Raw genomic sequence first — 24148 nt, 5'->3', positions numbered from 1 at the left:
GTTATTTTTTTAACTTATTTCTTGAGTTTCTGTTTCAACGGATTCCGAAGCCCCCGAAGTCATGGTTACCCGCCCTTCAAGAACAGCTCCTTCCTCCACGACCAGCACCGGGGTAAGCAGGTTCCCCTGAAGATTGGCGGTCTTATGGAGAACGGCTTTTTCCCTGGCGAAGACTTCGCCGGAGAGCTTTCCGCTCAGCACAAGCTGGCCGACTTTCAGCACCCCTTCCACAGAAGCTTCCTTTCCGACGACAAGAGTCCCTTCGGATTCGACTTCGCCCTTGAAATTGCCGTCAATGCGCACAGCTCCCTGAAAGTTGAGCTTGCCCTGATAATCCGTTCCAGTACCTAAAAAAGCATTGATTTCATCTCTTGCCATTTGAGCTCCTTTTCCCCCTGAGCCGTTTTTTGAAAATCCGAACACGGCCTGATTACCCCTGTTTAAAGACATAACGCCTCATGGACACGTTAAGAACGAGCCCCACGAGGCAAAGATTTACAACGGTTCCGCTGCCTCCGTAACTGATGAAGGGCAAGGGAATTCCCACTACTGGCATTAGTCCGAGGACCATACCCATATTGATAAGGATTTGCCAGAAGAAATAAAAGAACACGCCTGCCGCAAGGTAGCTTCCGAACAGGTCTTTTGCGTCCCGCGCAGTGACCACCATCTGATAAAGAAACACACAGAACATGGTCAGCAGGAACATGGCCCCGGCAAAACCCCACTCCTCTCCGAAAACGGCTATGGCGAAGTCGGTATGCTTTTCCGGCAGAAACCGCAGCTGGGACTGGGTTCCGCCCAGAAATCCCTTACCCCAGATCTTGCCGGAACCGATGGCTATTTCGGACTGGATAATGTGGTACCCCGACCCCAGCGGATCGCTGGCCGGATTCATGAAGGAGACTATCCTGCGCTTCTGGTAGTCATGCAGAAAAAGCCAGCCTACCGGGATGATACAGGGCCCGACCAGAGCCAGTGTTTTGAACAGCTTGGGCGTAAGCCCCCTGTACAGAATCATCCCGCCCAGAATGAGCAGGATGTTGAGCCCGGACCCGAGGTCCGGTTGAATAATGACCATACCGGCCGGGATAATACCTACCCCGACAACATAGGCCAGATTCTTGAGGTTAAGCGGATCACTGTTGCGCGAAAGGACTTTCGCGCCGATGATAAGAATTGTGATCTTCGCCATTTCACTCGGCTGAAAATTGAAAAATCCGAGATCGAGCCAGCGCCTTGCGCCATAAATGGTCTTGCCCACCAGCGGAACAGCCAGCAGCAGGACAACCGTGACCAGAAACAACGGCCAGGCTATGGTCTGCAGATGCCGGTAATCGAAAAGCATGAAGGTGATCATTCCGGCAAAACCGAGCAGTCCCCAGATCAGCTGTTTCTGGTAAAATGAACTGACACTCATCCCTTCCTCAAGCCTGAAACCGCTTGCTGAATACAGGTTGAGCACGCCTACGAAGAACAGCAGTGCAGCCAGTCCCAGCAAAAGCCAGTTCATGTGGGTGAGGAGTCTTCTGTCAACGGGAGACATTATTTAGCGTCCTTTTCTTCAGCAAAAAGGTGATCATAGATGGCCTTGACCACAGGACCGGCCCCGGACCCGCCGTGCAGACCGTGCTCCACCATGCAGACCACCACGTACCGTTTGGATCCTTTTTCCGCAAAGCTGGCCATCCAGGCATGATCCCGGTATTTATAGGGGATATCCTTGTCCTTCATCTTCTTCAGTTCATCGGTGAGTTTGACCACCTGTGCGGTCCCGGTTTTTCCGCCGGTTATAACACCTTTCCTGCGCAGTCTGCGGGCAGTCCCGTGGTCGCCGTCAACTGTTTTTATCATGGCCTTGCGAATCAGCTCTCTCTGAGCGTCTGTAAGCGGCAACCGCCCCTGTTCCTCGGCCGGTTCCCCGGCAAGAAGCTGCGGACGCAGCAACCTGCCTCCGTTGACAATGGCGGAAATTGTCCTGGCCACCTGCAGCGGAGTCACCAGCGTATACCCCTGGCCGATAGCAAAGTTCAGGTTTTCACCGGGATGCCAGATCTCTCCGAACCTCTTGCGCTTCCACGCACGGGTAGGGATAAGCCCCGCTTTTTCATGCGGCAGGGATATTCCGGTAAGCTCTCCGTATCCGGATTTGCGCGCAAACTCGCTCATCCTGTCTACGCCGAGTTTCATTCCCAGTTTGTAATAATAGACGTCACAGGACTCAACCAGCGACTTTTCAAGATTTGTTTCTCCGTGCCCGCCCCGTTTCCAGCACCGGAACGTATACTTGCCGAGCTTGACGAATCCGGGGCAGTAAACGGTATCCTCGGGAGTAATCACTCCATAGTGCAGACCTGCTCCGGCGATGGTAAGCTTGAAGACCGAACCCGGAGGATAGACCGATTGGATGACCCTGTTCTGCAACGGAGTTCTGGGGTCATCACGCAAAGTCTCCCATTCCTTCTTGCTCAGTCCGACGGTAAAGGAATTGTTGTCGTAGGATGGCGCGCTGACAAAAGCCAGAATCTGTCCGTTATCCGGATTCATAACCAGGACGGATCCGGATTTGCCTTCAAGAAGCTTCCCGCCGAGTTCCTGAAGATCCAGATCGATGGAAAGGTCTATGTCCTCTCCGGCAGCAGGAGGCGTCAGAACGCGTTCCTTCAGACGCCGCCCGGTGGCATCGACTTCCAGCTGCCGACGTCCCTTGACCCCGCGGAAGCGCTTCTCAAGTACATATTCCAATCCCTGTTTGCCCACATAATCGCCCACAGCCAGGTCGGAATCGGCTTCAAGCTCTTCTTCATCCACTTCAGCCACGTAACCCAGCACATGAGAAAGCAAAGGGCCCTGAATGTATCTTCTCCGCGGACGCACAACAACCTCAAGTCCGGGCCAATGCAGTGAATTAGCTTCAATAAGAGCAACCTGCTCGAATGTAAGATTGGGAACAAGAATGAGGGGTTCGAACGGTTTAACACGCCGCTTGGACTTCTTGAACGTCTTCCTGATCTTTTCAAGGTCTACGCCGGTCCATTCGGCCACCGTGCGCAAAGTTCCTTCCAGATCCTTGCAGTCTTCGCGAACGATACCCAGTGCGTAGGCAGGCTCATTAACGGCAAGAAGCCGGCCGTTCCGGTCTCTTATAAGACCGCGAGGGGCATAGAGACTGTCCTGCCGCAACTGATTGTTTCGCGCCTGCTCCGAAAAATACTCCCCCTTGTGAATCTGGAGATACCAGAACCGCAACGCAAAAATGCAGAAAAGCAGAAGAATCAGCCCCTGCAACAGCAGCAGACCGTTTTTGGGAGGTTCCTGTTTTTTGGATTCATACAGGCTCATTCTTGAACCCCGACGGATAGACAAGCTTCAGCAACAGCCAGACCACGGGAAAAACCACAGCCTGAATAACGCCTTCGTAAATATAACGATCCGGCACAAATGCCATATCGGCAAGCATGGACATGGTAGCGGTAAGGGCCACATGCATCACCCCGAGCATACCCCCGCAAAGCAATGCGAACATCATGGACTGCACATCGAAAAACATCTCTCCCCCGCGATAAAGAGCCAGAATGGAAAGATACCAGGCCACGGAATAGCCGAAAGGCAGACCGCCGATACCATCCTGTATAAGCGACCAGAAAAAGATAAGCCAGAAAAGCTGGGTACGTTTATTAAGCTGCAGGCAAAGCAGGACTCCCGGGGCCATAAAATCAACGCCGGGCACCGTTTTCTGAGCCCAGATAGCCGCGAATGTGAAGACAGCCCACCAGAAGACAGGAAACATCGTCACTCTCCCGCTGTTGCAGTGGAGTTGCCGGACACTGTGGAATTTCCGGATGACGTGGCATTCTGAGCGATGGTCCTGTACAGCAGGAGAACATCTTCGGTATCCTCCATATCCACCAGAGGAACGGCTTCAACCTTAAGGAAGAGGGAGATGTCGGAACGCTCAACAGAAGTGATGCGGGCAACCGGCAATCCGGGAGGAAATATCCCGGCAAGTCCGGAAGTGACCAGGATCTCGCCCTCATCCACGGGAGCGTTGATCTTCATGTATTTCACGCTCAGAGGCTCGCCGTCTCCGTTACCGATGAGCAGCCCTGCGGAACGGTTCAACTGTCCGCGTACGGAAATACGGCTGTTACGGTCGGTGACGAGCATCGCCTGGGAAGCAGTGAAACCGGGCTCCACCACCCGGCCCATTACCCCCTCCGGGGTGAGCACCGGGGCATCGGATTTTACCCCTGAAAATGAACCTTTGGCAACAATGACTGAATCAAGGGCTGCAGAAGGGCCCATCCTATGGGCAATAATTCTGGTTCCCTCTGTCTCCCATCCGTCTACGGCATCCATATCCAGAAGCTTCCTGAGCCTCTCGGCTTCCGCGGCTTTCTCCCGCAGCTTCATGATTTCAAGACGCATGAGACTGTTCTGGGAACTGAGCTTATCGTTAAGTTCTCGCAGACCGACAAGATAGATATACCGGTCCCAGAAGGCGACGGCGTGATCATGAATCCATTCACCGGGCCAAAGAACCCATTTAACGGCTTCAAGCCCGGAAACGCCGGACAACCGGTCCAACTGCCCGGACCTCAGGTTCCATGAATAAAGACTGAGGCAGACGAAAAGGCCGAGGATTACGGCTATGGCGGCACGCTTGAGCTTCACGCTGAGACCTCTGATTAAGGACTGAAGATCGGTAGCCGATCTGATAACAACAAAATCCCGAAGACAGAAAAAGGGGCTACAGGGACGTCAAAGCCATCCCCGCCCCTTCTGTCTGCATCATGATAGCGCCGAACTTCGGTAGCTATGTCCGAAGCCGTCCCGCCAGGGACCGGCGCATCTGTTTTCTCCGCTGTAAACGGAGTTAATCAATAGTTACGTCCTTATAAATATTTATCTCGTCCAGAGCCCTGCCGGAACCGATAACAACAGCATCCAGAGGACGGTCCACCACGGTTATGGGCAGGTGCGTCTCCTGACTGAGGAGATGATCAAGCCCCTTGAGCAGAGCGCCGCCACCGGTGAGAACTATACCACGGTCAACAATGTCGGCCGCGAGTTCCGGAGGAGTCTGTTCAAGAGCTACACGCACTCCCTGAACAATGGAATCCACCTGCTCGGAAATGGCCTTTCTGATTTCCTCGGAAGTGATGAGGATGTTCTGCGGAATACCGGTAACCAGATCGCGCCCCTTGACTTCCATCTCCAACTCGTCTCCCAGCGGAAAAGCGGAACCGATCTTGATCTTGATGGATTCAGCGGTGGACTCACCTATCAGCATGGAATATTTGCGCTTAACATGCTGCATGATGGCTTCGTCCATTTTATCGCCGCCCACACGCACTGACCGGGCGTAAACAATACCGGAAAGGGAGATAACTGCGATTTCCGATGTTCCGCCGCCGATGTCGACTACCATGTTGGAGGTAGGCTCTGTAATGGGCAGGTTGGCCCCGATTGCCGCGGCCATGGGTTCCTCGATGAGATAAACCTCACGGGCTCCGGCGCTTTGGGCGCTTTCCTTTACCGCTCTTTTTTCCACCTGGGTTATACCGGTGGGCACGCAGATCATGATCCGGGGACGGACCAGACGGCGACTGTTGTGCACTTTTGAAATAAAATGGCGCAGCATTGCCTCAGTAACCTCGAAATCGGCGATAACGCCGTCCTTCATAGGCCTGATGGCAACAATGTTGCCGGGGGTCCTGCCAAGCATTCTCTTGGCTTCCAACCCGACCGCAAGGACCTTGCTGCCCCCGTTGACGTCCCTCTTGACCGCGACCACGGAGGGCTCACTGAGCATAACGCCTTTACCTTTCACATAGACCAGGGTGTTTGCGGTACCGAGGTCGATAGCGAGGTCGCTGGAAAACGAACCGAGTATTTTGTCGAAAATCGAAGCCATATTAAAGTGGAAACTCCAAAAAAAGTGGTTCTGAAATAAAACGGATCGACCGGAAACAGGTCACGATCTATCAAAAAAAATTACTAGGAGATAACTAGCAGAAGAAACAGGCACAGGCAACACATTACAATACCCGGAGCAATGCAGGCTGCCAGATTCCGGTTGCACGGGCACTGTTCCCCCTTACTCCGGCCAGACGAACACAGGACAAAACTAAAGCCCCGGCGCGACTGCACCGGGGCTTTCTTATATCCAGATTCAACCTGCTGCGCTAATGGATCAGATCGCCAATGCGCTCCCAGCGGACGGTCTTGGGACCGCCCCAAGACCAATAGATTATCCACGCCTTTCCTAAGATATTCTCGCGGGGCACGTTGCCCCAGAACCGGGAATCATTGGAACCGTCGCGGTTGTCACCCATGACGAAATATTCGCCTTCGGGTATTTTCCGCGCGGGCATATTATCACGCAGAGTTGAAACATGGGCACTGTCCGTATACTGAACGTAAGGTTCGTTCAGTTCCTTGCCGTTTACAAAAACTTTCTTGTTTTTGATTTCAACAGTGTCACCGGGAACTCCGATAACCCTCTTGATGTAATCCTTGCTTGGATCACCGGGATATCTGAAAACAATAATATCCTTGTATTCCGGATCACCGACCGGCACGATAACCTTGTCGGTGAACGGGACTTTAACACCATATGTAAACTTGCTTACAAGCAGGTGATCGCCTATCTGCAGAGTCTGCAGCATGGACCCGGAAGGTATCTTGAACGCCTGCACAATGAAAGTTCTGATAAAAAGGGCCAGCACAAGCGCGATGAAAAGCGCCTCTATATACTCTTTGAGAGTGCTCTGCCATCTGGGGTTCATTATAATATCCTTTGTCTTTTCCTGCGTAGTTTCGCAGGGGGTAGCATTTTTAATTATTCTTCGCCAGCCTTTAAAACGGCCATGAATGCTTCCTGGGGAATTTCAACATTCCCCATCTTCTTCATGCGTTTTTTACCTTCCTTCTGTTTTTCAAGAAGCTTGCGTTTGCGGGTGATGTCGCCGCCGTAACACTTCGCGGTCACGTTCTTGCGAAACGGCGCCACCCTTTCCTTGGCGATGATCTTGCGTCCTATGGCCGCCTGTATGACTATTTCAAACATCTGCCGAGGAATGGCCCGTTTGAGTTTGAGGGCCAGCGAACGGCCGAAAGGATAGGCGGAATCCTTATGCACAATGGCCGAAAACGCGTCCACCGGGTCGGCGTTGATCAGAATATCCAGCTTGACCAGGTTCGATTCACGGTAATCAATAATTTCATAATCAAGCGAGGCATATCCCTTGGTGTGGGACTTGAGCTTGTCAAAAAAGTCATACATGATTTCCGCGAAAGGAACTTCATATGTGATGATGACCCTTGACGAGGTCAGGTAACGCATATCCTTCTGAATACCGCGTTTTTCCTCGCAGAGTTTCAAAACAGCCCCGACGTATTCGTTGGGAACGTGAATCTCCAGCCTGCAATAAGGCTCTGCAAGGGATTCAAGCTCTCCTGCATCAGGCATTTTGCTCGGGTTGTCGATCTCAAGCACACTGCCGTTATTGAGCGTGGCCTGGTAGACAACCGAAGGAGCAGTGGCAATCAATTTTGCCTGAAACTCGCGCTCAAGGCGCTCCTGAATGATTTCCATGTGCAGCAGTCCTAGAAAACCGCAACGAAAACCGAAACCGAGCGCAGTGGAAGTCTCCGGCTCAAAAGAGAAGGCAGTATCATTGAGCTGAAGCTTTTCCAGTGCTGACTTGAGGGGTTCGTATTCAGCAGGCTCTATTGGATAAAGCCCGCAGAAAACCATGGGTTTCACTTCCTGAAACCCGGGAAAAGGTTCCTTGACCGGATCAGCAGCCAGAGTGATCGTATCCCCGACGGGAGCGTCGTTCAGTTCCTTCATGCTGGCGCACAGAAACCCGACCTCCCCTGCGGACAGCGTATTAACCTTTTGAGCTTCGGGAGTGTAGACCCCGAGCGTGGTCACGTCAAATGTCCTTCCGGTGGAATAAATCTGTATTCTGTCACCCTTACTGATTGTCCCGTCCAGAATTCTGAACAGCACAACAACACCCTGATAGGAATCATACCAGGAATCGAAAATAAGGGCTTTGAGCGGCTTATCCGGATCTCCTTCCGGAGCAGGCAGGTCCGTGACTATTGCCTCCAGCACCCGCTCCACATTGAGACCGGTTTTCGCGCTGATCATAATCGGATCGGAGCAGTCCAGACCGATGACTTCCTCAATCTCCTGGGCCACGCGCTCGCAGTCGGCACTGGGAAGATCGACCTTGTTTAGAACAGGCACGATCTCAAGGTCATGATCCAGAGCCAGAAAAACGTTCGCAAGGGTCTGAGCCTCAACCCCCTGAGTGGAGTCAACGACCAGCAACGCTCCCTCCGATGCGGCCAGACTGCGGGAAACTTCGTAGCTGAAGTCCACATGCCCGGGAGTATCGATCAGGTTAAGGATGTATTCCCGGCCGTCCGAAGCCTGGTACGGGATACGCACACTCTGCGCCTTGATGGTAATTCCGCGTTCCTGCTCAAGCTCCATCTTATCCAGATACTGAGCTTTTTTCTCTCGTTCCGTGACCAGTCCGGTCAGTTCCAGGATACGGTCGGCAAGAGTGGACTTACCGTGGTCTATATGCGCTATTATGCTGAAATTTCTTATGTTTTCTCTTTTTGCCATATTAAAATTGTCGACATCCCCAAATCGGCAGTCGGCTTGAAGTTATTTACAAGATGAAGCAGTTGCCCCTCCCAAAAAAATAAAGGGATTTCTTATTACGGTATTTGTTCGTAACTGTCTAATACAGAATGCCCGCCATCCCGACAATACGCCGCGGAATAAAAAGAACCTGCGTAACACTCAGTTATACATATAACATACGCTAAAAAGCTCACTTTCCACCAAAAAAACAAGGCTGCTTCAGCATTCGCTGATGCAGCCCGGTCAAACATACCGTAAATGATACGGATATTACGCCATGAAGAACTTTATTCCATTTTTATTACAAAAACGATTGATTGACCCATCAAATTATATTAATGCAAAGAGGTCTTTTTTTGCAAACATACACCGTACTACACTGAATTCGGGGATAAGCTGTAAACAATTACGGGTGGTTGTCCTACCAGACAAAATATATATCCGTACAGGATTAAAGCTACTGCTTTGGCGGGCTATTCCCTGAAACACTGAATATCAGACTTTGCCAAGCGTGCTGCCCGGAAGAGCATAATCAAGACTGGCAGCCTGCTGAGAATATGCATTGACGGCCCTGGCCCGCATGTAACCGGAAGATCCTGGGTTGAATGTGGCGGAGTCCTCCGAAAGAGCAGCCTGTGTCAACGCCAACTGCTGAGACACGTTTTGAACATGACGTTCTTCGCTCTGGGTTCGGGGGTAGGCTTTTGATCGGAAATCCTGTGAGGCCTTTGCGGCATCACCCGGCTCAAATTCGAGGTCCTTTGCAGTGAAGTTTACGCCCAGCTTACCGATACGAAAACCGAAACTGCGTGTCTTTACACGCGCAGCAACACTTTCGGCTTCCTTTTCGGTCTGCCCGGACCACAACTTCATGTTCTCAGAGTATCTGCTGAGACCCTGCGTAGCTATTTTCATTGCTCACTCCGAAATAAAAACCATCCCTAAAGCACCAAAAAAGGCCGACTGCCGACAAGGGCAATCCGCCGTATCTGCGACTTTCTCGCATTCTTCCATGAAGGATACTCGGGATTTTCGGCTTCCATCCGTGGAAGCTTATGAAAATATAGATCTGCTAAGTAACATAAACATAGTACGCTTCAGCAGGTTTGGCAAGTGCAGAAGACTTAGTCTTGCTTTCCGAGGGGCAAAACAGTAACTTCCCCTTAAACTTAAGCAGTGTAGGAGACTATGAGCAATCAAATTCTGACAAAAAAGGCACTAATCCCCGGCCAGACAAGCATGCTGGTCATTGACTGTCCCCAAATTGCCGCCAAGGCAAAACCAGGCAACTTCGTCATTCTGCGCATCCACGAGAAAGGGGAACGAATCCCCCTCACCATAGCGGACACCGACCCGGAAGCCGGCACAATAACCATAGTCTATCTGGTTGTCGGCAAGAGTTCCGCCCTGCTTGAGAGTCTTAGCGAAGGCGACAGCATTCTTGATGTCTGCGGTCCGCTTGGCAAAGCCACACACATAGAAAAATCCGGCACGGTAATCTGCGTGGGCGGCGGAACCGGAATCGCGGCCATGCATCACATAGCCAAGGGCCACCACAGGGCCGGCAACCATGTTGTCGCCATTGTGGGTGCACGCAGCAAGGACCTGCTCCTTTTCTGTGACGAACTCGGCGGATTCTGCCCCGAGCTGCTGATAGCAACAGATGACGGCAGCACCGGGCACAAAGGCTTTGTAACCGATGTTCTGCGCGACAGGCTGGAAAAAGATAAAGACGTATCAGAAGTCGTGGCTATCGGCCCTGTTCCCATGATGGAAGCCGTTTCCAAGGTAACCAAACCGTTCGGCGTAAAAACAACCGTAAGCCTCAACTCCATTATGGTGGACGGCGTAGGCATGTGCGGGGCATGTCGCTGCAATATCGGCGGCGAAACCAAATTCGCATGCGTGGACGGACCCGAGTTCGACGGTCACAAGGTCGACTTCAACGAGCTGAAAATGCGCCTCGCCCAGTACAAGGAGCAGGAAAACACCTCAATGGAACTGTTCAGGAGGGATCATGGTTAACAAGCAGAATTTCACCCCCACCCGCACCCCCATGCCCGAACAGCCTGCGGATGTACGCAACAAGAATTTCAAGGAAGTAGCCCTCGGCTATTCCAAGGAACAGGCCATGGCCGAAGCCGCCCGCTGCCTGCAGTGCAAGAAGCCCATGTGCCAGAAAGGCTGTCCGGTGGAAATCGACATCAAAGGGTTCATCAAGCATCTGGCGGATGGTGATATTCCATCCGCCTACCGGGTCATCAAGGAAACCAACTCCCTTCCCGCTGTCTGCGGCAGAGTCTGTCCGCAGGAAAATCAGTGTGAAGGGTCATGCATACTCGGCAAAAAATACGAACCGGTAGCCATCGGAAGACTTGAAAGGTTTGTCGCAGACACCTTTGACAGCGATTCGGCCTGTGAAATGATCACCGGACACACCGCATGCAGCCTGCCGAACGATCAGTTCAAAGTAGCCTGTATCGGCTCCGGGCCTTCCAGTCTGACTGTTGCCGGATACCTCGCAGCCAGAGGTGTGCCTGTAACCGTGTACGAAGCCCTGCATGAAATCGGCGGCGTACTCATCTACGGCATCCCGGAATTCCGTCTGCCCAAATCAATCGTTGCCCGCGAAGTTGGTGCCCTCTGGTCCAAGGGCGTGACCTTCCTGCCCAACTATGTCGGCGGAAAGACCGTCACCGTGCAGGAACTTTTCGATGACGGCTTCGACGCGGTCTTCATCGGAGTAGGCGCCGGACTGCCGTGGTTCATGAACATCCCCGGCGAGAACCTTGTCGGTGTGTACTCCTCAAACGAATATCTCACCCGCATCAACCTCGGCAGGGCGTACGATTTCCCCAAATACGACACACCGGCCCCCAAAGGACGCAATGTGGCAGTCATCGGCGGCGGAAACGTAGCCATGGACGCGGCCCGCACCGCCCTGCGCCTCGGTGCCGAAAATGTCTACATCACCTACCGCCGTACTCAGGAAGAAATGCCCGCACGACGCGAAGAACTGCATCACGCCATTGAAGAAGGCGTTCAACTGGAACTGCTGACTTCGCCCATCGCCATCAACGGTGATGAGAATTCGCACGTAAAGTCCATGACCCTGCAGGTTATGGAACTTGGCGAACCGGACGATTCCGGCCGCCGCCGTCCGGTTCCTGTGGAAGGCAAGACCAAAGAACTTGAAGTGGATATGGTCATCCTGGCCGTGGGAACCGGAGCCAACCCGGTCCTGCTGGAAGCGACCCCCGGCCTTGAGCTGAGCAAGCGCGGATACATTGTCACCGATCCGGAAACAGGCGAAACCTCCATCCCCAACGTCTACGCCGGCGGAGACATCGCAGGCGGATCGGCAACCGTAATTTCGGCCATGGGCGCCGGACGCCGCGCGGCCAAAAGCATCGCGGACAAACTCGGGGTATAATCCGGAACACAATTTCAACGGCCTCATCAGCCCAACCAGTCCGGTCTGATGGGAACTCTCGGAATATCCGGTAACACGAACTTCTACGGGAAAAATTTACAGAATCAACCTTCTGAAGTATCGGGAATTCCAACAGGGCATATAATTGAATCATCAAAAGGCGAAGCTGTGCTTTTCGTGCAGCTTCGCCTTTGCATTGCATGTTCTGAAATCCACGTTTTTGTGGACATGATCAGTCCCTGCCCGTAAATTGGTTTATTGTCGCCTGTCCGTAAAAACCGAATAAACCTGAACAGACTATGACCATAGATAAATTTGATTTTGATGCCACCCTGCTTACCGTGAACTTCGCTACCAGGCTGCTGGCCATGGAAGTGGATCGCGATGTGCTCATTGACCGTACTATCGAAGCATTCTGCGATCTCGGATCATGCAAGGATGCCACCCTGATGATGTACGATGAATACAAGGAACTCAAAGGTGTGGCCGCCTCCCTGCAACAGCGCAGGTTCATAATAGATGAGGAGATTCCGCTCACCAAAGCCATGGTCGAGGCCTCGCAATCACTGAAGCCGGTGATTCGCCCGGTCTGCGACAATTCAGTCTATCCCCTCCCGGCGGACTGCTGCAATTCAAGCCAGACCTGCCTGTGCATCCCTCTGGTCGGAGCCCGCGATCACATTCGCGGCTTCGTGACCCTGTACAGGGAAATGGAAAGGCCGTGGGAGCTTTCGGAACTTTTCCAGCTCGGCATAGTTTCCACCGTGGCCGCCATATCATTCGAAAATTCGGAACTGTTCCGCCAGACCATAGAAGACAGCCTCACAGGGTTGTACATGCGGCGCTACCTGTTCATCCGGCTCAATGACGAAGTCCAGCGCTACAAACGCCGGGGCGGTCCTCTTTCAATGGTCATGCTGGACGTGGACCATTTCAAATGCGTCAACGACAGATTCGGGCATGCCTGCGGAGATGCCGTACTGAGATCAGTGGGCAGGATACTCAATGAGAGCTGTCGCACGGGAGTGGACCTGCCGTGCAGGTACGGCGGCGAGGAATTCGCCATCCTCATGCCCGGTTCCGGCAAGGATGAAGCTGAAGCCGTTGCCGAAAGAATCCGCAAGGCCTGCGAACAGCACATAATTTCATGCGCAGAAGGGAAAATAGGAATAACCGTAAGCGCCGGGGTGGCATCCATAGACGAATGCGAAAAAGCTTCCGCCGACGAGCTGTTGAAAAAAGCCGACGAGAGACTCTACCAAGCCAAACAGCACGGGCGTAACACTATTGTCGGCACAGACTGCTAATCATCCGGAATTCAGCTTTCAACCGGATTTTTAGCCCCGGCACATTGAATCACGCCCTGTTTCCGGTTATAGGGTTCATTTATAAATTTTCCTGATTTTTTGGAGATACGCATGCAATCCCGGAAAAATGATCTTACGCGGACTGTCACCGGAGAAAAAAAATACGACCATGGCGGAAACCTGCGCAAACTGGCCGGTCAGGCCGGATGCGGTTGTGCTGATCTGGTCGATTTTTCAGCCAACATCAATCCGCTGGGGCCGCCCGCATGGTTGCGCCGGGAAGTTGCAAAGGCCATTGAAGAGGTGGACCGTTACCCGGACCCGGAATGCACGGAACTGACCCTCGCCGCCTGTGAAAAATATTCCGTCTGGCCCACCGAATGCGTGGCCGGTAACGGGGCTTCCGAACTGCTGGCTGCAACGGCGCGCATCGGCGGATTCAAACGGGCAGTAATTCCGGTTCCCTGCTACGTGGATTATGAGCGCTCATGCAAACTGGCCGGGCTCAAGACCGAACAGATTCCGCTCGATTCCCGAAAGGATTTCACTCCGGACTTCGATACACTCTCGGATTTTCTGGAGGCTTCCCCGGCTCTGGTTTTTATTGCCCAGCCCAACAATCCCACCGGCACGGCCTTTGATCCGCAGGAGCTTAGAAAACTGGCCCTCAGACATCCAGACTCCCGTTTCATAATTGATGAATCTTTCGCGGACTTCGTGCCCGGCCTTGAGAGACTCACCGGACAACGTCCGCCGAACGTGATCACCATCGTCTCACTGACCAAATTTTACGCCATACCGGGATTGCGTCTGGGGCTGGCCTTCGCCTCTGCGGAAATAATCGCGGAACTGAAATGCGTTCTGCCCTGCTGGTCCGTTAACACCCTGGCCCAGAAGGTCGGGCTGCGCTGCCTCCGAGACGAGGAATACCAGCGCAGGACAGTCGAAGAAACAATCCGGCTGCGCGAGGAGCTGGTACACGAAATAAATCTCGTTCCCGGAATTCAGGCGCTGCCGTCACAGGCCAATTTCATGCTCTGTCAGGTACAGCGGGTGGGCATGGATGCCGAAGGGCTCATAAATCATCTGCTGGAAAAAAGAATTGCCGTGCGCCACTGCGGCAACTTTGACGGATTGGACTCCACATATTTCCGCATCGCTGTCCGCACGCAGGAGGAAAACAGAACCCTCATAAACGGGCTGCGTTCTTTCTCCGGCATGGAACCGGAAGCAGCAAAAAAGCCAAAAACTCCCGCCCTCATGATTCAGGGAACATGTTCCAATGCCGGAAAATCAATCCTCGCCGCAGCGTTCTGCCGGATTTTCCTGCAGGACGGATTCCGGGTAGCCCCCTTCAAAGCCCAGAACATGTCGCTGAATTCATTTGTCACCGACGACGGGCTGGAAATGGGCCGGGCTCAGGTTACCCAGGCGGCGGCCTGCAAAATGAAACCGGATGTACGCATGAATCCGGTGCTGTTGAAACCGGGTAGCGATACCGGGTCGCAGGTCATAGTCATGGGCAGACCGGTCGGCAACATGAAGGTGCTTAAGTACGTGGAATACAAACCCACGGCCTTTGAAGCAGCCAAGGCCGCATACGATTCCCTGAGCGCGGACCGCGACATCATGGTCATTGAAGGAGCCGGAAGCCCTGCGGAAATAAATCTCAAGCAGCACGACATCGTAAATATGGCCATGGCCGAATATGCGCAGGCCAAAGTAATCATAACCGGCGACATCGACCGGGGTGGAGTTTTCGCCTCTCTGGCCGGGACCATGGACCTGCTGGAACCGGCTGAACGCCGCATGGTCTGCGGATTCCTGCTCAACAAATTCCGGGGAGATGCTTCCCTGCTCACCCCGGCCCTGGATTTCACCCTGTCCCACACCGGAAAGCCGGTTCTGGGAACCATCCCCTACATAACCGACCTAGGACTCCCGGATGAGGATTCGGTATCCTTCAAAGAAGACATCAGAAAATCAGGCAGCAGGGGCAAACGCAGCGATTGCGTAGACATTGTCTGCATCGACCTGCCGCGGATATCCAACTTTACCGATATCGACGCACTTCGAAATGAACCGGATGTGGACCTGCGCATCGTAGACCGCCCGGAAGATCTGGGCACCCCAGATGCGGTAATCCTGCCCGGAAGCAAATCCACAATCTCCGATCTGGAACACCTCCAGAAGACAGGACTGGCCAAAGCCGTCGCAGCTCTGCGGGATAAATCCGTAATAGTCGGGATATGCGGAGGCTTTCAGATGATGGGAAGCTTCATAGGAGACCCGGAAGGCATAGAATCCGGCGGGACAGCGGAAGGCATGGGGTTGTTGCCGTTAAAGACAACACTTGCGGCGGAAAAGACCCTGAATCGCACAGAAGGCATTCATTCCCAAAGCAAGATGGAAGTGCAGGGTTATGAAATCCACCACGGAAAGACCGAGCCGCTGCTGCCCACCGTCCGGGCAGCCGTAGTTCCCAAAGGGATAACCGGCGGAGTCACGGTTTCCAAAGCGCTTGGTTTCGGCAGCAAGGACGGCAGAATATGGGGAACCTACCTGCACGGAATTTTCGATGCCGACCCGTTCCGCCGCTGGTTCATCGACTCTCTTAGGGCAGAAAAAGGACTGCCCAAACTGGAAAAAATACAGAGTGCATACGGAATGGAAGAAGCTCTGGACAGGCTGGCCGAGACAGTGCGCCAGAACGTAGACATGAAAGCCGTGTACGAAGCCCTTGGGCTGGCCCGGAACGGCTGTTCATAGAATTTTGCTCCGCCGACCTCGCGGAACGCCCTGCCGGGAGCTTGTCTCCGACGGCATCTCTGCTCTCAACAGATCGCTAAAACTCAAAGCAAAGCTTTTCGTTAAGCGACTGTAAGGCCTGCCGGGGGCCTCAAACCCTTTGAAAAGGGTTTAAGGATCCCAAACTTTATTGGCGGGGCTTCGCCGCTTTGAGTGGTTAATCTTCAAAAACTCATCAATAATTTAAAACAAACCGAAAATTCTGGCCCGCAGCAGCTTCAAAGCAAAAACAGTGTTGGTATACAGGTAACGTTTCCACATCCGCCCCGGTTCCTGCAAGAGCCGATAGAGCCATTCCAGCCCGCATTTCTGCATCAGCAGGGGCGCGCGCTTTGATTTTCCGGCCACAATATCGAATGTGCCGCCAACGCCCATGACGAATTTCACTCCGAGCCGGTCTTTCCAGCGGTTGATGAAGTTTTCCTTTTTCGGAGAGGAGATAGCGACAAAAAGCATCCCGGCACCGGACCCGGCAATCTTTTCGACCACGGCCTCTTCATCATCCCAGAAATACCCGTGGTGAATCCCGGCTATCTTGAGACCGGTAAACCGCTGTTCAAGCCGTGCGGCCGCCCGTTCAACTATCTCCTGCCGTGCGCCGAGCAGAAATACGGACTCGCCCTCCAGTGCGGCGCGCTGCAGCAATTCATGGAACAGGTCGAATCCGGCAACCCTTTCCGGCACGGCAAGGCCCAGGAATTTGGCACCCCAGACCACCCCCATGCCGTCAATGTTGATTATGTCGCAACTCTCGACAGACTCGCGCAGAGTTGCGTCACGCCCCATGTTAACCAGCTTGGCAACATTGACGACCACATGCTGAGTGAAAATGCCGTAACGGATGCGGCAGAAAATCTCTTCCACAGTCTCAGCCATGGTCCAGGCATTCATGCGCACGCCCATAAAATTTACGACTCTGCTTTCAATCATAGTCTGCCCGTATGTCTTACACAGTTACATCGCAAAGGGATTGACTTAAGAGGCTGCTTTTAATGAAACCGCCATAAACTATCAGGGACTCCAAAGGGTCGCTGACCCTTTGGCCGCGGCGGCGAAATCAAATAAGAAAAAGCGCAAAGCGCAACAAAATTACCCACGCCTCCCTAAAACAGTGGTTACAGCCCGAAAAACCGACCGGCATTATCAGCGCAGATTTTCCATAGATCGTTAACATCCATGCCCTTCAATTCCGCAACCTTGGCGGCGGTAAAGACAACCAGTGCAGGCTCGTTGCGCTTGCCTCTCCATGGTTCCGGGGCCAGAAAGGGGCAGTCTGTTTCAAGCACCAGCCGGTCCAGAGGAATCGACTTGACCGCTTCCTGAGCAATCTCGTTCTTTCTGTATGTAACAGGTCCGGGAATGGAAATATACCAGCCGCGCTCGATTATCTGCCCGGCAGATTCGGTGTCTCCGCCGAAACAGTGCCAGAGCAGGGGTTTTCCGGCCCAGCCGCAGTCATCAAGAACCGCAAGGGTCCGTTCATGGGCATCGCGGCTATGAATAACCACGGGCAGATCAAGTTCCTCCGCAAGGGCCAACTGCTGACGAAAGACATCCTCCTGCACATCTCTGGGTGCGCTGTCCCAATAAAAATCCAGCCCGATCTCTCCAACTGCCTTCAGGCGCGGATCGGAAGCAAAGGCCTTGCGCATATCGTCTATTTCGGTATCAGGGAATTTTCCGGAATCATCCGGGTGCACTCCGAGCATAAAAAATACTTCCGGGTAGTTGTCGAACAATCCTTTGTTTTTCCGGTAAGCCTCCGACCCCAGAAAAACATTGCCGATTCTCCCGATCCCGCATTCTTTGGCCCTGGCCATTACTTCGGGCAGGTCGTCCTTGAAATCCTCAAGATCCAGATGGGCATGGGTTTCCACTCCGGGAAACGTTATCCCCACACTCTGGGGCAGCGCCCTTTTTTTCTTTTTTGCCATAACTTATCTCATGTCCGCAGCCGCAGGAATAATGCGGTGCGTTTTTTATGGAAGCATTGATTGATTTTTTATTTGTTGCGCTTGCAGGCCATCAGTCCGTCTTGAAATTATGCCAGATATCCAGAACGGCCCGTTCCTGCACTGCGGTGGTGTACGAAAGGATGGTTTGTTGCCCGGATTCAAGGGCCGCGTCAAGGTTCGGTCCGCCGTCTCGCCAGAGAGCAACTGCCTTCTCCAGATTGAATGCCGCGTCCAGAACATCGGCATCCGCGGACCAGAAACCGTTACCGGACCACGCAACCTGCCGCAGCGGCCACCAGGGTTTAAACTGCGCCCCTTCAAGCTGGCGCATGTAATCCCAGCCGCCGAAACCGGAAAAGCCCACCGGAATACAGCCGGAGGCCAGGGCTTCAAGCGGGGGCAGCGGACATCCTTCCGGGAAACCGGACGCAAGGAAAATATGGCAGGAACGCAGGGTCTCGGCCACGCCCTGTGCGTCCATCCCGGCTATTTCAATCCATTTAACATCCGGCCCCGGATTCCGGGCCTCGAAGATGGATCGTATCTGACTGGCCAGAGCCTTGTTCTTGCGCGGCATGTAGGCAATGCGCAGGGGGCCGGTCGGTTTTTCCTCTGGGGCATGAAAAAGGCCGGTATCAATGCCGGGCCGCAGAACGGGGGACTGCCTGCCCACGGTCTGCTGCATGAACCACTCCACCGGATGCGACACGGCCAGAAAGGATACGGGAAGACCGGGCCACGCAACCCCTTCGGGCAATGCGGAAAAAAGATACGCCCAGTTCTGGCAGTAGACCACGCATCTGGCTCCGGCCTTGAGTCCGGGAGCAAGGCTGTTTACCCACCCCTCGGGAACCAGCCAGATATCTTTCGGGGAAGGGATGGCGGAATCCCAGGCGACGGGTGCCGGATAACCTTCCTCCAGCCTCGGCATCCATGCGCCGGAATCGCGCATCACCAGCCGGGTGTTGTACCCGTTTCTTTCAAGTATGGAAGCAATCTGGCAAAGGACCGTGATTCCCCCGGTAGGTTTACGCACCGGCGGTATAAAAATATATGTGTTCATGGATTTTTTCCTTTTCGCGAGCATACAGTCGGAAAAAACTTTTGAAAAGGACTGAAACTTGGCAAACAGGAAGACAGGACAGGTAAAAAATAAAATTACCAACAGATTCCACCAACCACGGCACTACAAAGCGCACAACAACCCCAAAGAACACACTAACCCCCAAATACACTCCCCTAAAACAATTAGGGATTCCAAAGGGGATTATCCCCTTTGGCCGCCGGCGGCAAAATCCGTCTATCAAAAGCGCGAAGCGCATCAAATAAAAAACAGTACGTCCTTAAAGGCTCCGGCATAATTTACGGATTACTGGCAGATGCTGATGACGGACAGGGGCAAGGCATGCTATCGCAGACAGGTGAAAAACGAACACAACTATATGGTAAGCGGTCCCATGGACCACCGATTCTACCTGCCCGACCTGCTGGACGAGGTGCCGGTGGGCATTGCTCTGCTGGATATTGACGGACGTATCCGGACGGTCAACCGGACATGGCAGACCATTACCGGAGCCGACCCGGACTCCATGGCCGGATTGAAATGCTTTCTGGGGTTGCGTTGCGATTACTGTTTCAAGGGCTGCCCGGTAATGGCCGACAAGGCCGACTTCGGATCAATCTCCGTTGACGCGGATATAATCGACCGGGCAAGGACGAAGATACCGGTACGGCTTACCATCGCTCCGCTTTTCGACAGCAACAGCCGAATCTCCGGCTTCGTGGAAACCGTTCAGGACATCCGCCAGGTGGCGGAACTGAGCAGCACGGCCAGCAAGGCCTACTCGCTGGGCGGTCTGGTCGGCACCAGCCCGCAGATGACCAAGGTCTTCAACATGATTCCCTACATTGCGGCCACGGATTCCTCCGTGCTCATCACCGGGGAAACAGGCACCGGAAAGGATGTGCTGGCCGAGGCCATCCACAATGCCTCGGACCGGGCAGGAGGACCTTTCATCAAGGTCAACTGCGGAGCTCTGCCGGAAACGCTGCTGGAATCGGAACTTTTCGGACACGTCAAAGGGGCGTTCACCGGGGCGAACGAGAACAGGCCGGGACGCATCAAGCTGGCTCACAACGGATCGTTCTTCCTCACGGAAATCGGCGACCTGCCTCTGCCGCTGCAGGTAAAACTTCTTTCGTTCCTTGACGATAAAGTGATTCACCCGCTGGGCAGTTCACGCGGCTTTAATGCCAATGTCCGGGTTATCGTGGCCACCCACCGGGACCTGAAACAGATGGTCAGGGACAAGACTTTCCGTGCCGACCTGCTCTTCAGGCTGAATGTGGTGCACCTGCACCTGCCGCCCCTGCGGGAACGCGGCGAGGACATTCTGCTCCTGAAGCATCACTTCCTCATGGAATACTGCGCCAAATTCAACAAGAAAATTAAGGGTTTCACCCAAAAGGCGGCCCGAATACTGGCCACATACGCATACCCCGGCAATGTCCGCGAACTGCGCAACATCGTGGAATACGCCGCAAACTTCTGTGACCGCGACATCATCGGAACCGGGCATTTACCAGCCTACCTGACCGAACAGGAAATACTCAATCCGGAATCGGAATACGTAGCTCCGGTACAGGAGTCCGTTGAAAGAGGCCGCTATGCTCAGGCGGAAAACTGGGGCGGAGCGGAAAAACAGATGATAATGGACGCTCTGGTAAAATGCAGCGGACGCAAGGGCGATGCGGCAGCCATGCTCGGCTGGTCCCGTTCGACCTTCTGGCGCAAGCTCAAAAAACACTCTATCACCGAATAAGCCATGCCCAAAAAGCTGCTCATCCCACTTCTCGATGACGATGTCGCCCCCCGGTTCGATCTGGCCACAGACGTCATGCTTATCCGGCTCGGACGTAATTCCGAAGCCGAGGAGCGCATAATAGTCCTGCCGCAGGCCTCCGCAGACGATCTCTGCGCGCTGGCGACCTCGGAAAAATCGGATACAGTCATCTGCGGCGGCATCGATGAAGAACATTTTCAATACCTCAAATGGAAAGGAATCCATGTTTTCGATGATGTCATCGGCCCTGTAACCATGGTCCTTGAATCCTACAAGTCCGGACAACTCACGCCGGGCATGAACTTTCATACCGGTTTTAACCTCGCTTCATAAAACATTTTCAAGACTTCCCCGCGTCAAAACCTCTTCATTTTATCAAGTATGTTTTATTTTGTTTTATTTTGTTTCTTGAGAAAGTTTTCACAATAGTTCATTTTGTTTCAAACAAAAAGAAACATCACATCTTTCTATATTCTCACCTAACTGTTATACATGGATATATTTCCTGTGGCACAGCAGGTGCTTAATAAATCCGGGAGCTGCATGGGCCGAATCTCCGGCAGGCAGCAAAAACAACACTTCTTGCACATGAAGATAATGATTGTTGAAAAAGATCCCGAATTTCGTGAGCACCTTGCCCAGCGCCTTGAAAGCGCGGGCCTTGACACACTCTCTTCCGGCAACCTTGATGACGCCCAAAGGCTCATGGAGGGAAAAAGACCGGACGGTATTGTGCTCGGTCTGTCCGGGTTCGGGCGGAGTTCGTTGAATTTCATGGAGACAATTTCGACAACCATGCCCGATTTGAAAGTTATTCTAATCAACAGGCACAACAAGATTTCGCTTTCCATTGAAGCGATGAATCTGGGGGCTTGTGCTGAAATTTCAGTTCCGGTCGATATTGCCGCTCTGGTCAGGACGCTGTGCAGGTTCTGCGGGGCAGAAAACGGCAACACGGACATCCAACCGATTCAGGGGGAAAAATGAGCAACCCGAGAGTTAAAGAACTTATGATTCCGGCTGAGGAATACTGCCGGGTGAGAAAGGAAAGCACCCTCCAGGAAGCAATGCTGAGCCTGGTTAAACAGGGGGAAGAAAATGGACTCGCCCATCCGCATCGCGATCTTCTGGTAGAAGACGCGGACGGAAACGTAGTCGGCAAGGTGACCATGCTGGACATCTTCAGATCAATGGAGCCCAGCTACTTCAAAATGGATCACCTTGGCCACCCCAGCGTGCTGGCCAAGGATTACGTACAAAAAGTTTATGCCGACTTCAATCTCTGGTCGGAGCCGCTTAAGACGCTCTGTCTCAAATGCGCAGGCATGAAAGTGGAAGAACTGATGCACACACCGGCCAAAAGCGAAATGGTGTCCGAAGACGACAGCATAGATAAGGCTCTGCATGCTTTTGTCCTCGGACTTCATCAACCGATTCTGGTTCACTGCGACGGCAGGATAACCGGCGTACTGCGCCTCGGCGACATATTTGAAAGCGTCAGGAAAGCAATCCTCGCCTGCGAACTGTAACTGACGAAATTTCAAGGAGCGATAAAATGAGTGCTGCAACCGCAACCGGACCCGGTTTCGATTTCAAGAGACTGTTCTTCATGCTGCTGGGCGTTGCCCTGTTTGCCCTGGTATACTACTGCCCCGCCTGGCCGGACGCCATCGATCCGGGAGGGGAACATTTCGTACTTACAAAAGAGGCCAAAGGAGCCATCGGTGTATTTCTGCTCGCCGGAATCTGGTGGGTTTTCGAAGTCGTGCCCATCGGCGTAACCTCCCTTGCCATCGGCGTGCTGCAGGCGATGTTCTTCATCCGCCCGGCCAAGGTGGCCTTCAAGGACTTCATGGACCCGTCCGTCCTCTTCATATTCGCCTCGATAATGATCGGGCTGGTTTTCACCAAGACAGGGCTGACAAAACGCCTTGCATACAAGATGCTTATGGTCGTAGGCGAAAAGACCAGTCGCATTTATCTGGGCGTATTTGTCGTAACCGCACTCCTCACACACATCATGGCCCACACCGCTGTTGCTGCAACGGTCTATCCCCTGCTGCTGGCCATCTACTCCCTGTACGGAGAAGGTGAAAAGCCCACCAAGTTCGGTAAGGGCCTTTTCATCGGCATGGCCTACATCGCCGGTGCCGGTTCCATCGTCACCCTGCTCGGTGCGGCCCGCGGCGCAGTGGCAATCGGTTTTTACAACCAGATCCTCGGCAAGGACATCACATTCTTCGAGCTGACATACTATATGGCTCCCATAGGCTGGGCCATGGTCTTCCTGCTTTGGGGATTCTTCATGGTCTTCCTGAAGCCCGAAAAGGACGTGATTCCCGGATTGCGTGAAAAGGCCAGTGAACTCAACAAGCAGATGGGCCCCCTTTCCAGAAACGAAATCATGGCCGCAGTTCTTGTCGGCGGCGTAATTCTCATCATGAGTCTGCGCTCGTTCATCCCCGAACTCAAGGCCATCGACAAGACCGCCATCATTCTGGTCTCTTCCATCTCCTTCTTTGTCTTCAAGATTCTGGACATCAACGACCTTGAAGACATTCCCTGGAACATCATCCTTCTTTTCGCCGGAGCCATGTCCATAGGCTTCTGTCTCTGGGATACCGGCGCAGCCAAGTGGATGGCGGTAAACTGGCTGGTACTCTTCCAGAATTCCAGCGGATTCGTCTTCATCCTTTCCATTGCATTCTTCGTACTGATCATGACCAACTTCATCATGAACGTAGCCGCCATAGCCATCTCGCTGCCGGTTGCCCTGGTCATAGCCCCGTACCTCGGCGTTGCTCCCGAAGTAATTCTCTTCGCCGCCCTGGTTGTGGCCGGTATGCCGTTCCTGCTGCTGGTCGGAGCCGCTCCGAACGCAATTGCCTATGATTCAAAGCAGTTCACACCGGGAGAATTCTTCATGTACGGAATTCCCGCAAGTATCATGCTGCTGGTGGTCGTGGCGATCTTCGTAAAAATCGTCTGGCCGCTTATGGGCATGCCTGTGTCCTTGCCGGGCTAGGCATATACGGTTATAAGGAACAATTAAATAAAAGGCAGGACGGTCCCGGCAGGCGTAGCCGGGGCCGTCCGGTTTTACAACCCCGATGCCGGTTTCCGCCTACGAC

21 protein-coding genes are annotated in these 24148 nt (G+C 53.4%); 9 read left to right on the top strand and 12 right to left on the bottom strand.

Annotated elements, in window-relative coordinates; genetic code table 11:
- Nucleotides 1-9: 9 nt before the first annotated feature.
- The 9 genes from ACKU4E_RS15140 to ACKU4E_RS15100 all read right to left on the bottom strand — a co-directional run bounded on the left by ACKU4E_RS15140 (nt 10) and on the right by ACKU4E_RS15100 (nt 9586).
- Nucleotides 10-378: a polymer-forming cytoskeletal protein gene (locus ACKU4E_RS15140; protein ID WP_320171922.1), complete on the bottom strand. Its 369-nt coding sequence runs from the start codon at nt 376-378 to the stop codon at nt 10-12.
- Nucleotides 379-430: 52 nt separating this feature from the next.
- Nucleotides 431-1546: a rod shape-determining protein RodA gene (gene rodA / locus ACKU4E_RS15135; RefSeq protein WP_320171921.1), complete on the bottom strand. Its 1116-nt coding sequence runs from the start codon at nt 1544-1546 to the stop codon at nt 431-433.
- On the bottom strand, nt 1546-3342 hold the full coding sequence (gene mrdA / locus ACKU4E_RS15130) for a penicillin-binding protein 2 (protein ID WP_320171920.1): 1797 nt from the start codon (nt 3340-3342) through the stop codon (nt 1546-1548). Before mrdA ends, rodA begins: the two co-directional genes overlap by 1 nt.
- Complete coding sequence (locus ACKU4E_RS15125) at nt 3329-3790, bottom strand: hypothetical protein (protein WP_320171919.1); 462 nt, start codon at nt 3788-3790, stop codon at nt 3329-3331. Before ACKU4E_RS15125 ends, mrdA begins: the two co-directional genes overlap by 14 nt.
- Nucleotides 3791-3792: 2 nt before the next feature.
- The gene (mreC, locus tag ACKU4E_RS15120; RefSeq protein WP_320171918.1) at nt 3793-4674 is read right to left on the bottom strand and encodes a rod shape-determining protein MreC; all 882 of its coding nucleotides are present in this window, start codon (nt 4672-4674) and stop codon (nt 3793-3795) included.
- 202 nt (nt 4675-4876) lie between these two features.
- Nucleotides 4877-5917 carry a rod shape-determining protein gene (locus ACKU4E_RS15115; protein WP_320171917.1) on the bottom strand — a complete coding sequence of 347 codons (1041 nt, stop codon included), beginning with the start codon at nt 5915-5917 and terminating at the stop codon, nt 4877-4879.
- Between the two features lie 271 nt (nt 5918-6188).
- A complete protein-coding gene (lepB, locus tag ACKU4E_RS15110) occupies nt 6189-6791 on the bottom strand; it encodes a signal peptidase I (protein ID WP_320171916.1) in 603 nt (200 codons plus the stop codon).
- A gap of 53 nt (nt 6792-6844) precedes the next feature.
- A complete protein-coding gene (gene lepA, locus ACKU4E_RS15105) occupies nt 6845-8650 on the bottom strand; it encodes a translation elongation factor 4 (protein WP_320171915.1) in 1806 nt (601 codons plus the stop codon).
- Between the two features lie 516 nt (nt 8651-9166).
- Nucleotides 9167-9586 (bottom strand): hypothetical protein, encoded by a 420-nt coding sequence (locus ACKU4E_RS15100; RefSeq protein WP_320171914.1) that lies wholly within the window; start codon nt 9584-9586, stop codon nt 9167-9169.
- 273 nt (nt 9587-9859) lie between these two features.
- Here ACKU4E_RS15100 and ACKU4E_RS15095 point away from each other — a divergent pair, with 273 nt between their 5' ends.
- The 4 genes from ACKU4E_RS15095 to ACKU4E_RS15080 all read left to right on the top strand — a co-directional run bounded on the left by ACKU4E_RS15095 (nt 9860) and on the right by ACKU4E_RS15080 (nt 16180).
- Nucleotides 9860-10696, top strand: coding sequence for a sulfide/dihydroorotate dehydrogenase-like FAD/NAD-binding protein (locus ACKU4E_RS15095; protein ID WP_320171913.1), 837 nt, complete (start codon nt 9860-9862; stop codon nt 10694-10696).
- A complete protein-coding gene (gene gltA, locus ACKU4E_RS15090; RefSeq protein ID WP_320171912.1) occupies nt 10689-12104 on the top strand; it encodes an NADPH-dependent glutamate synthase in 1416 nt (471 codons plus the stop codon). Before ACKU4E_RS15095 ends, gltA begins: the two co-directional genes overlap by 8 nt.
- Before the next feature lie 299 nt (nt 12105-12403).
- Entirely contained in the window at nt 12404-13411 is a 1008-nt protein-coding gene (locus tag ACKU4E_RS15085) for a sensor domain-containing diguanylate cyclase (RefSeq protein WP_320171911.1), read from the top strand.
- 111 nt (nt 13412-13522) lie between these two features.
- A complete protein-coding gene (locus tag ACKU4E_RS15080; RefSeq protein ID WP_320171910.1) occupies nt 13523-16180 on the top strand; it encodes a cobyric acid synthase in 2658 nt (885 codons plus the stop codon).
- 222 nt (nt 16181-16402) lie between these two features.
- Here the strand turns inward: ACKU4E_RS15080 and ACKU4E_RS15075 are convergent, their stop codons facing one another.
- From ACKU4E_RS15075 to ACKU4E_RS15065, 3 genes are all read right to left on the bottom strand, one after another.
- A complete protein-coding gene (locus tag ACKU4E_RS15075) occupies nt 16403-17149 on the bottom strand; it encodes a WecB/TagA/CpsF family glycosyltransferase (RefSeq protein WP_320171909.1) in 747 nt (248 codons plus the stop codon).
- A gap of 185 nt (nt 17150-17334) precedes the next feature.
- Nucleotides 17335-18153 (bottom strand): TatD family hydrolase, encoded by an 819-nt coding sequence (locus tag ACKU4E_RS15070; protein WP_320171908.1) that lies wholly within the window; start codon nt 18151-18153, stop codon nt 17335-17337.
- Between the two features lie 91 nt (nt 18154-18244).
- Nucleotides 18245-19237 carry a glycosyltransferase family 1 protein gene (locus ACKU4E_RS15065; protein WP_320171907.1) on the bottom strand — a complete coding sequence of 331 codons (993 nt, stop codon included), beginning with the start codon at nt 19235-19237 and terminating at the stop codon, nt 18245-18247.
- A gap of 316 nt (nt 19238-19553) precedes the next feature.
- Between ACKU4E_RS15065 and ACKU4E_RS15060 the strand changes: the two genes are divergently transcribed.
- From ACKU4E_RS15060 to ACKU4E_RS15040, 5 genes are all read left to right on the top strand, one after another.
- On the top strand, nt 19554-20996 hold the full coding sequence (locus ACKU4E_RS15060; protein ID WP_320171906.1) for a sigma 54-interacting transcriptional regulator: 1443 nt from the start codon (nt 19554-19556) through the stop codon (nt 20994-20996).
- Between the two features lie 3 nt (nt 20997-20999).
- A complete protein-coding gene (locus tag ACKU4E_RS15055; protein WP_320171905.1) occupies nt 21000-21350 on the top strand; it encodes a dinitrogenase iron-molybdenum cofactor biosynthesis protein in 351 nt (116 codons plus the stop codon).
- Between the two features lie 264 nt (nt 21351-21614).
- On the top strand, nt 21615-22004 hold the full coding sequence (locus tag ACKU4E_RS15050) for a response regulator (RefSeq protein ID WP_320171904.1): 390 nt from the start codon (nt 21615-21617) through the stop codon (nt 22002-22004).
- On the top strand, nt 22001-22546 hold the full coding sequence (locus ACKU4E_RS15045) for a CBS domain-containing protein (RefSeq protein WP_320171903.1): 546 nt from the start codon (nt 22001-22003) through the stop codon (nt 22544-22546). The genes ACKU4E_RS15050 and ACKU4E_RS15045 overlap by 4 nt, the downstream gene beginning before the upstream one ends.
- Nucleotides 22547-22572: 26 nt before the next feature.
- Nucleotides 22573-24042: an SLC13 family permease gene (locus tag ACKU4E_RS15040; RefSeq protein ID WP_320171902.1), complete on the top strand. Its 1470-nt coding sequence runs from the start codon at nt 22573-22575 to the stop codon at nt 24040-24042.
- Nucleotides 24043-24148 lie beyond the last annotated feature (106 nt).

The sequence above is a fragment of the Maridesulfovibrio sp. genome (assembly GCF_963677005.1).
Classification (GTDB): Bacteria; Desulfobacterota; Desulfovibrionia; order Desulfovibrionales; family Desulfovibrionaceae; genus Maridesulfovibrio.
This window is presented reverse-complemented; position numbering and strand designations above follow the sequence as displayed.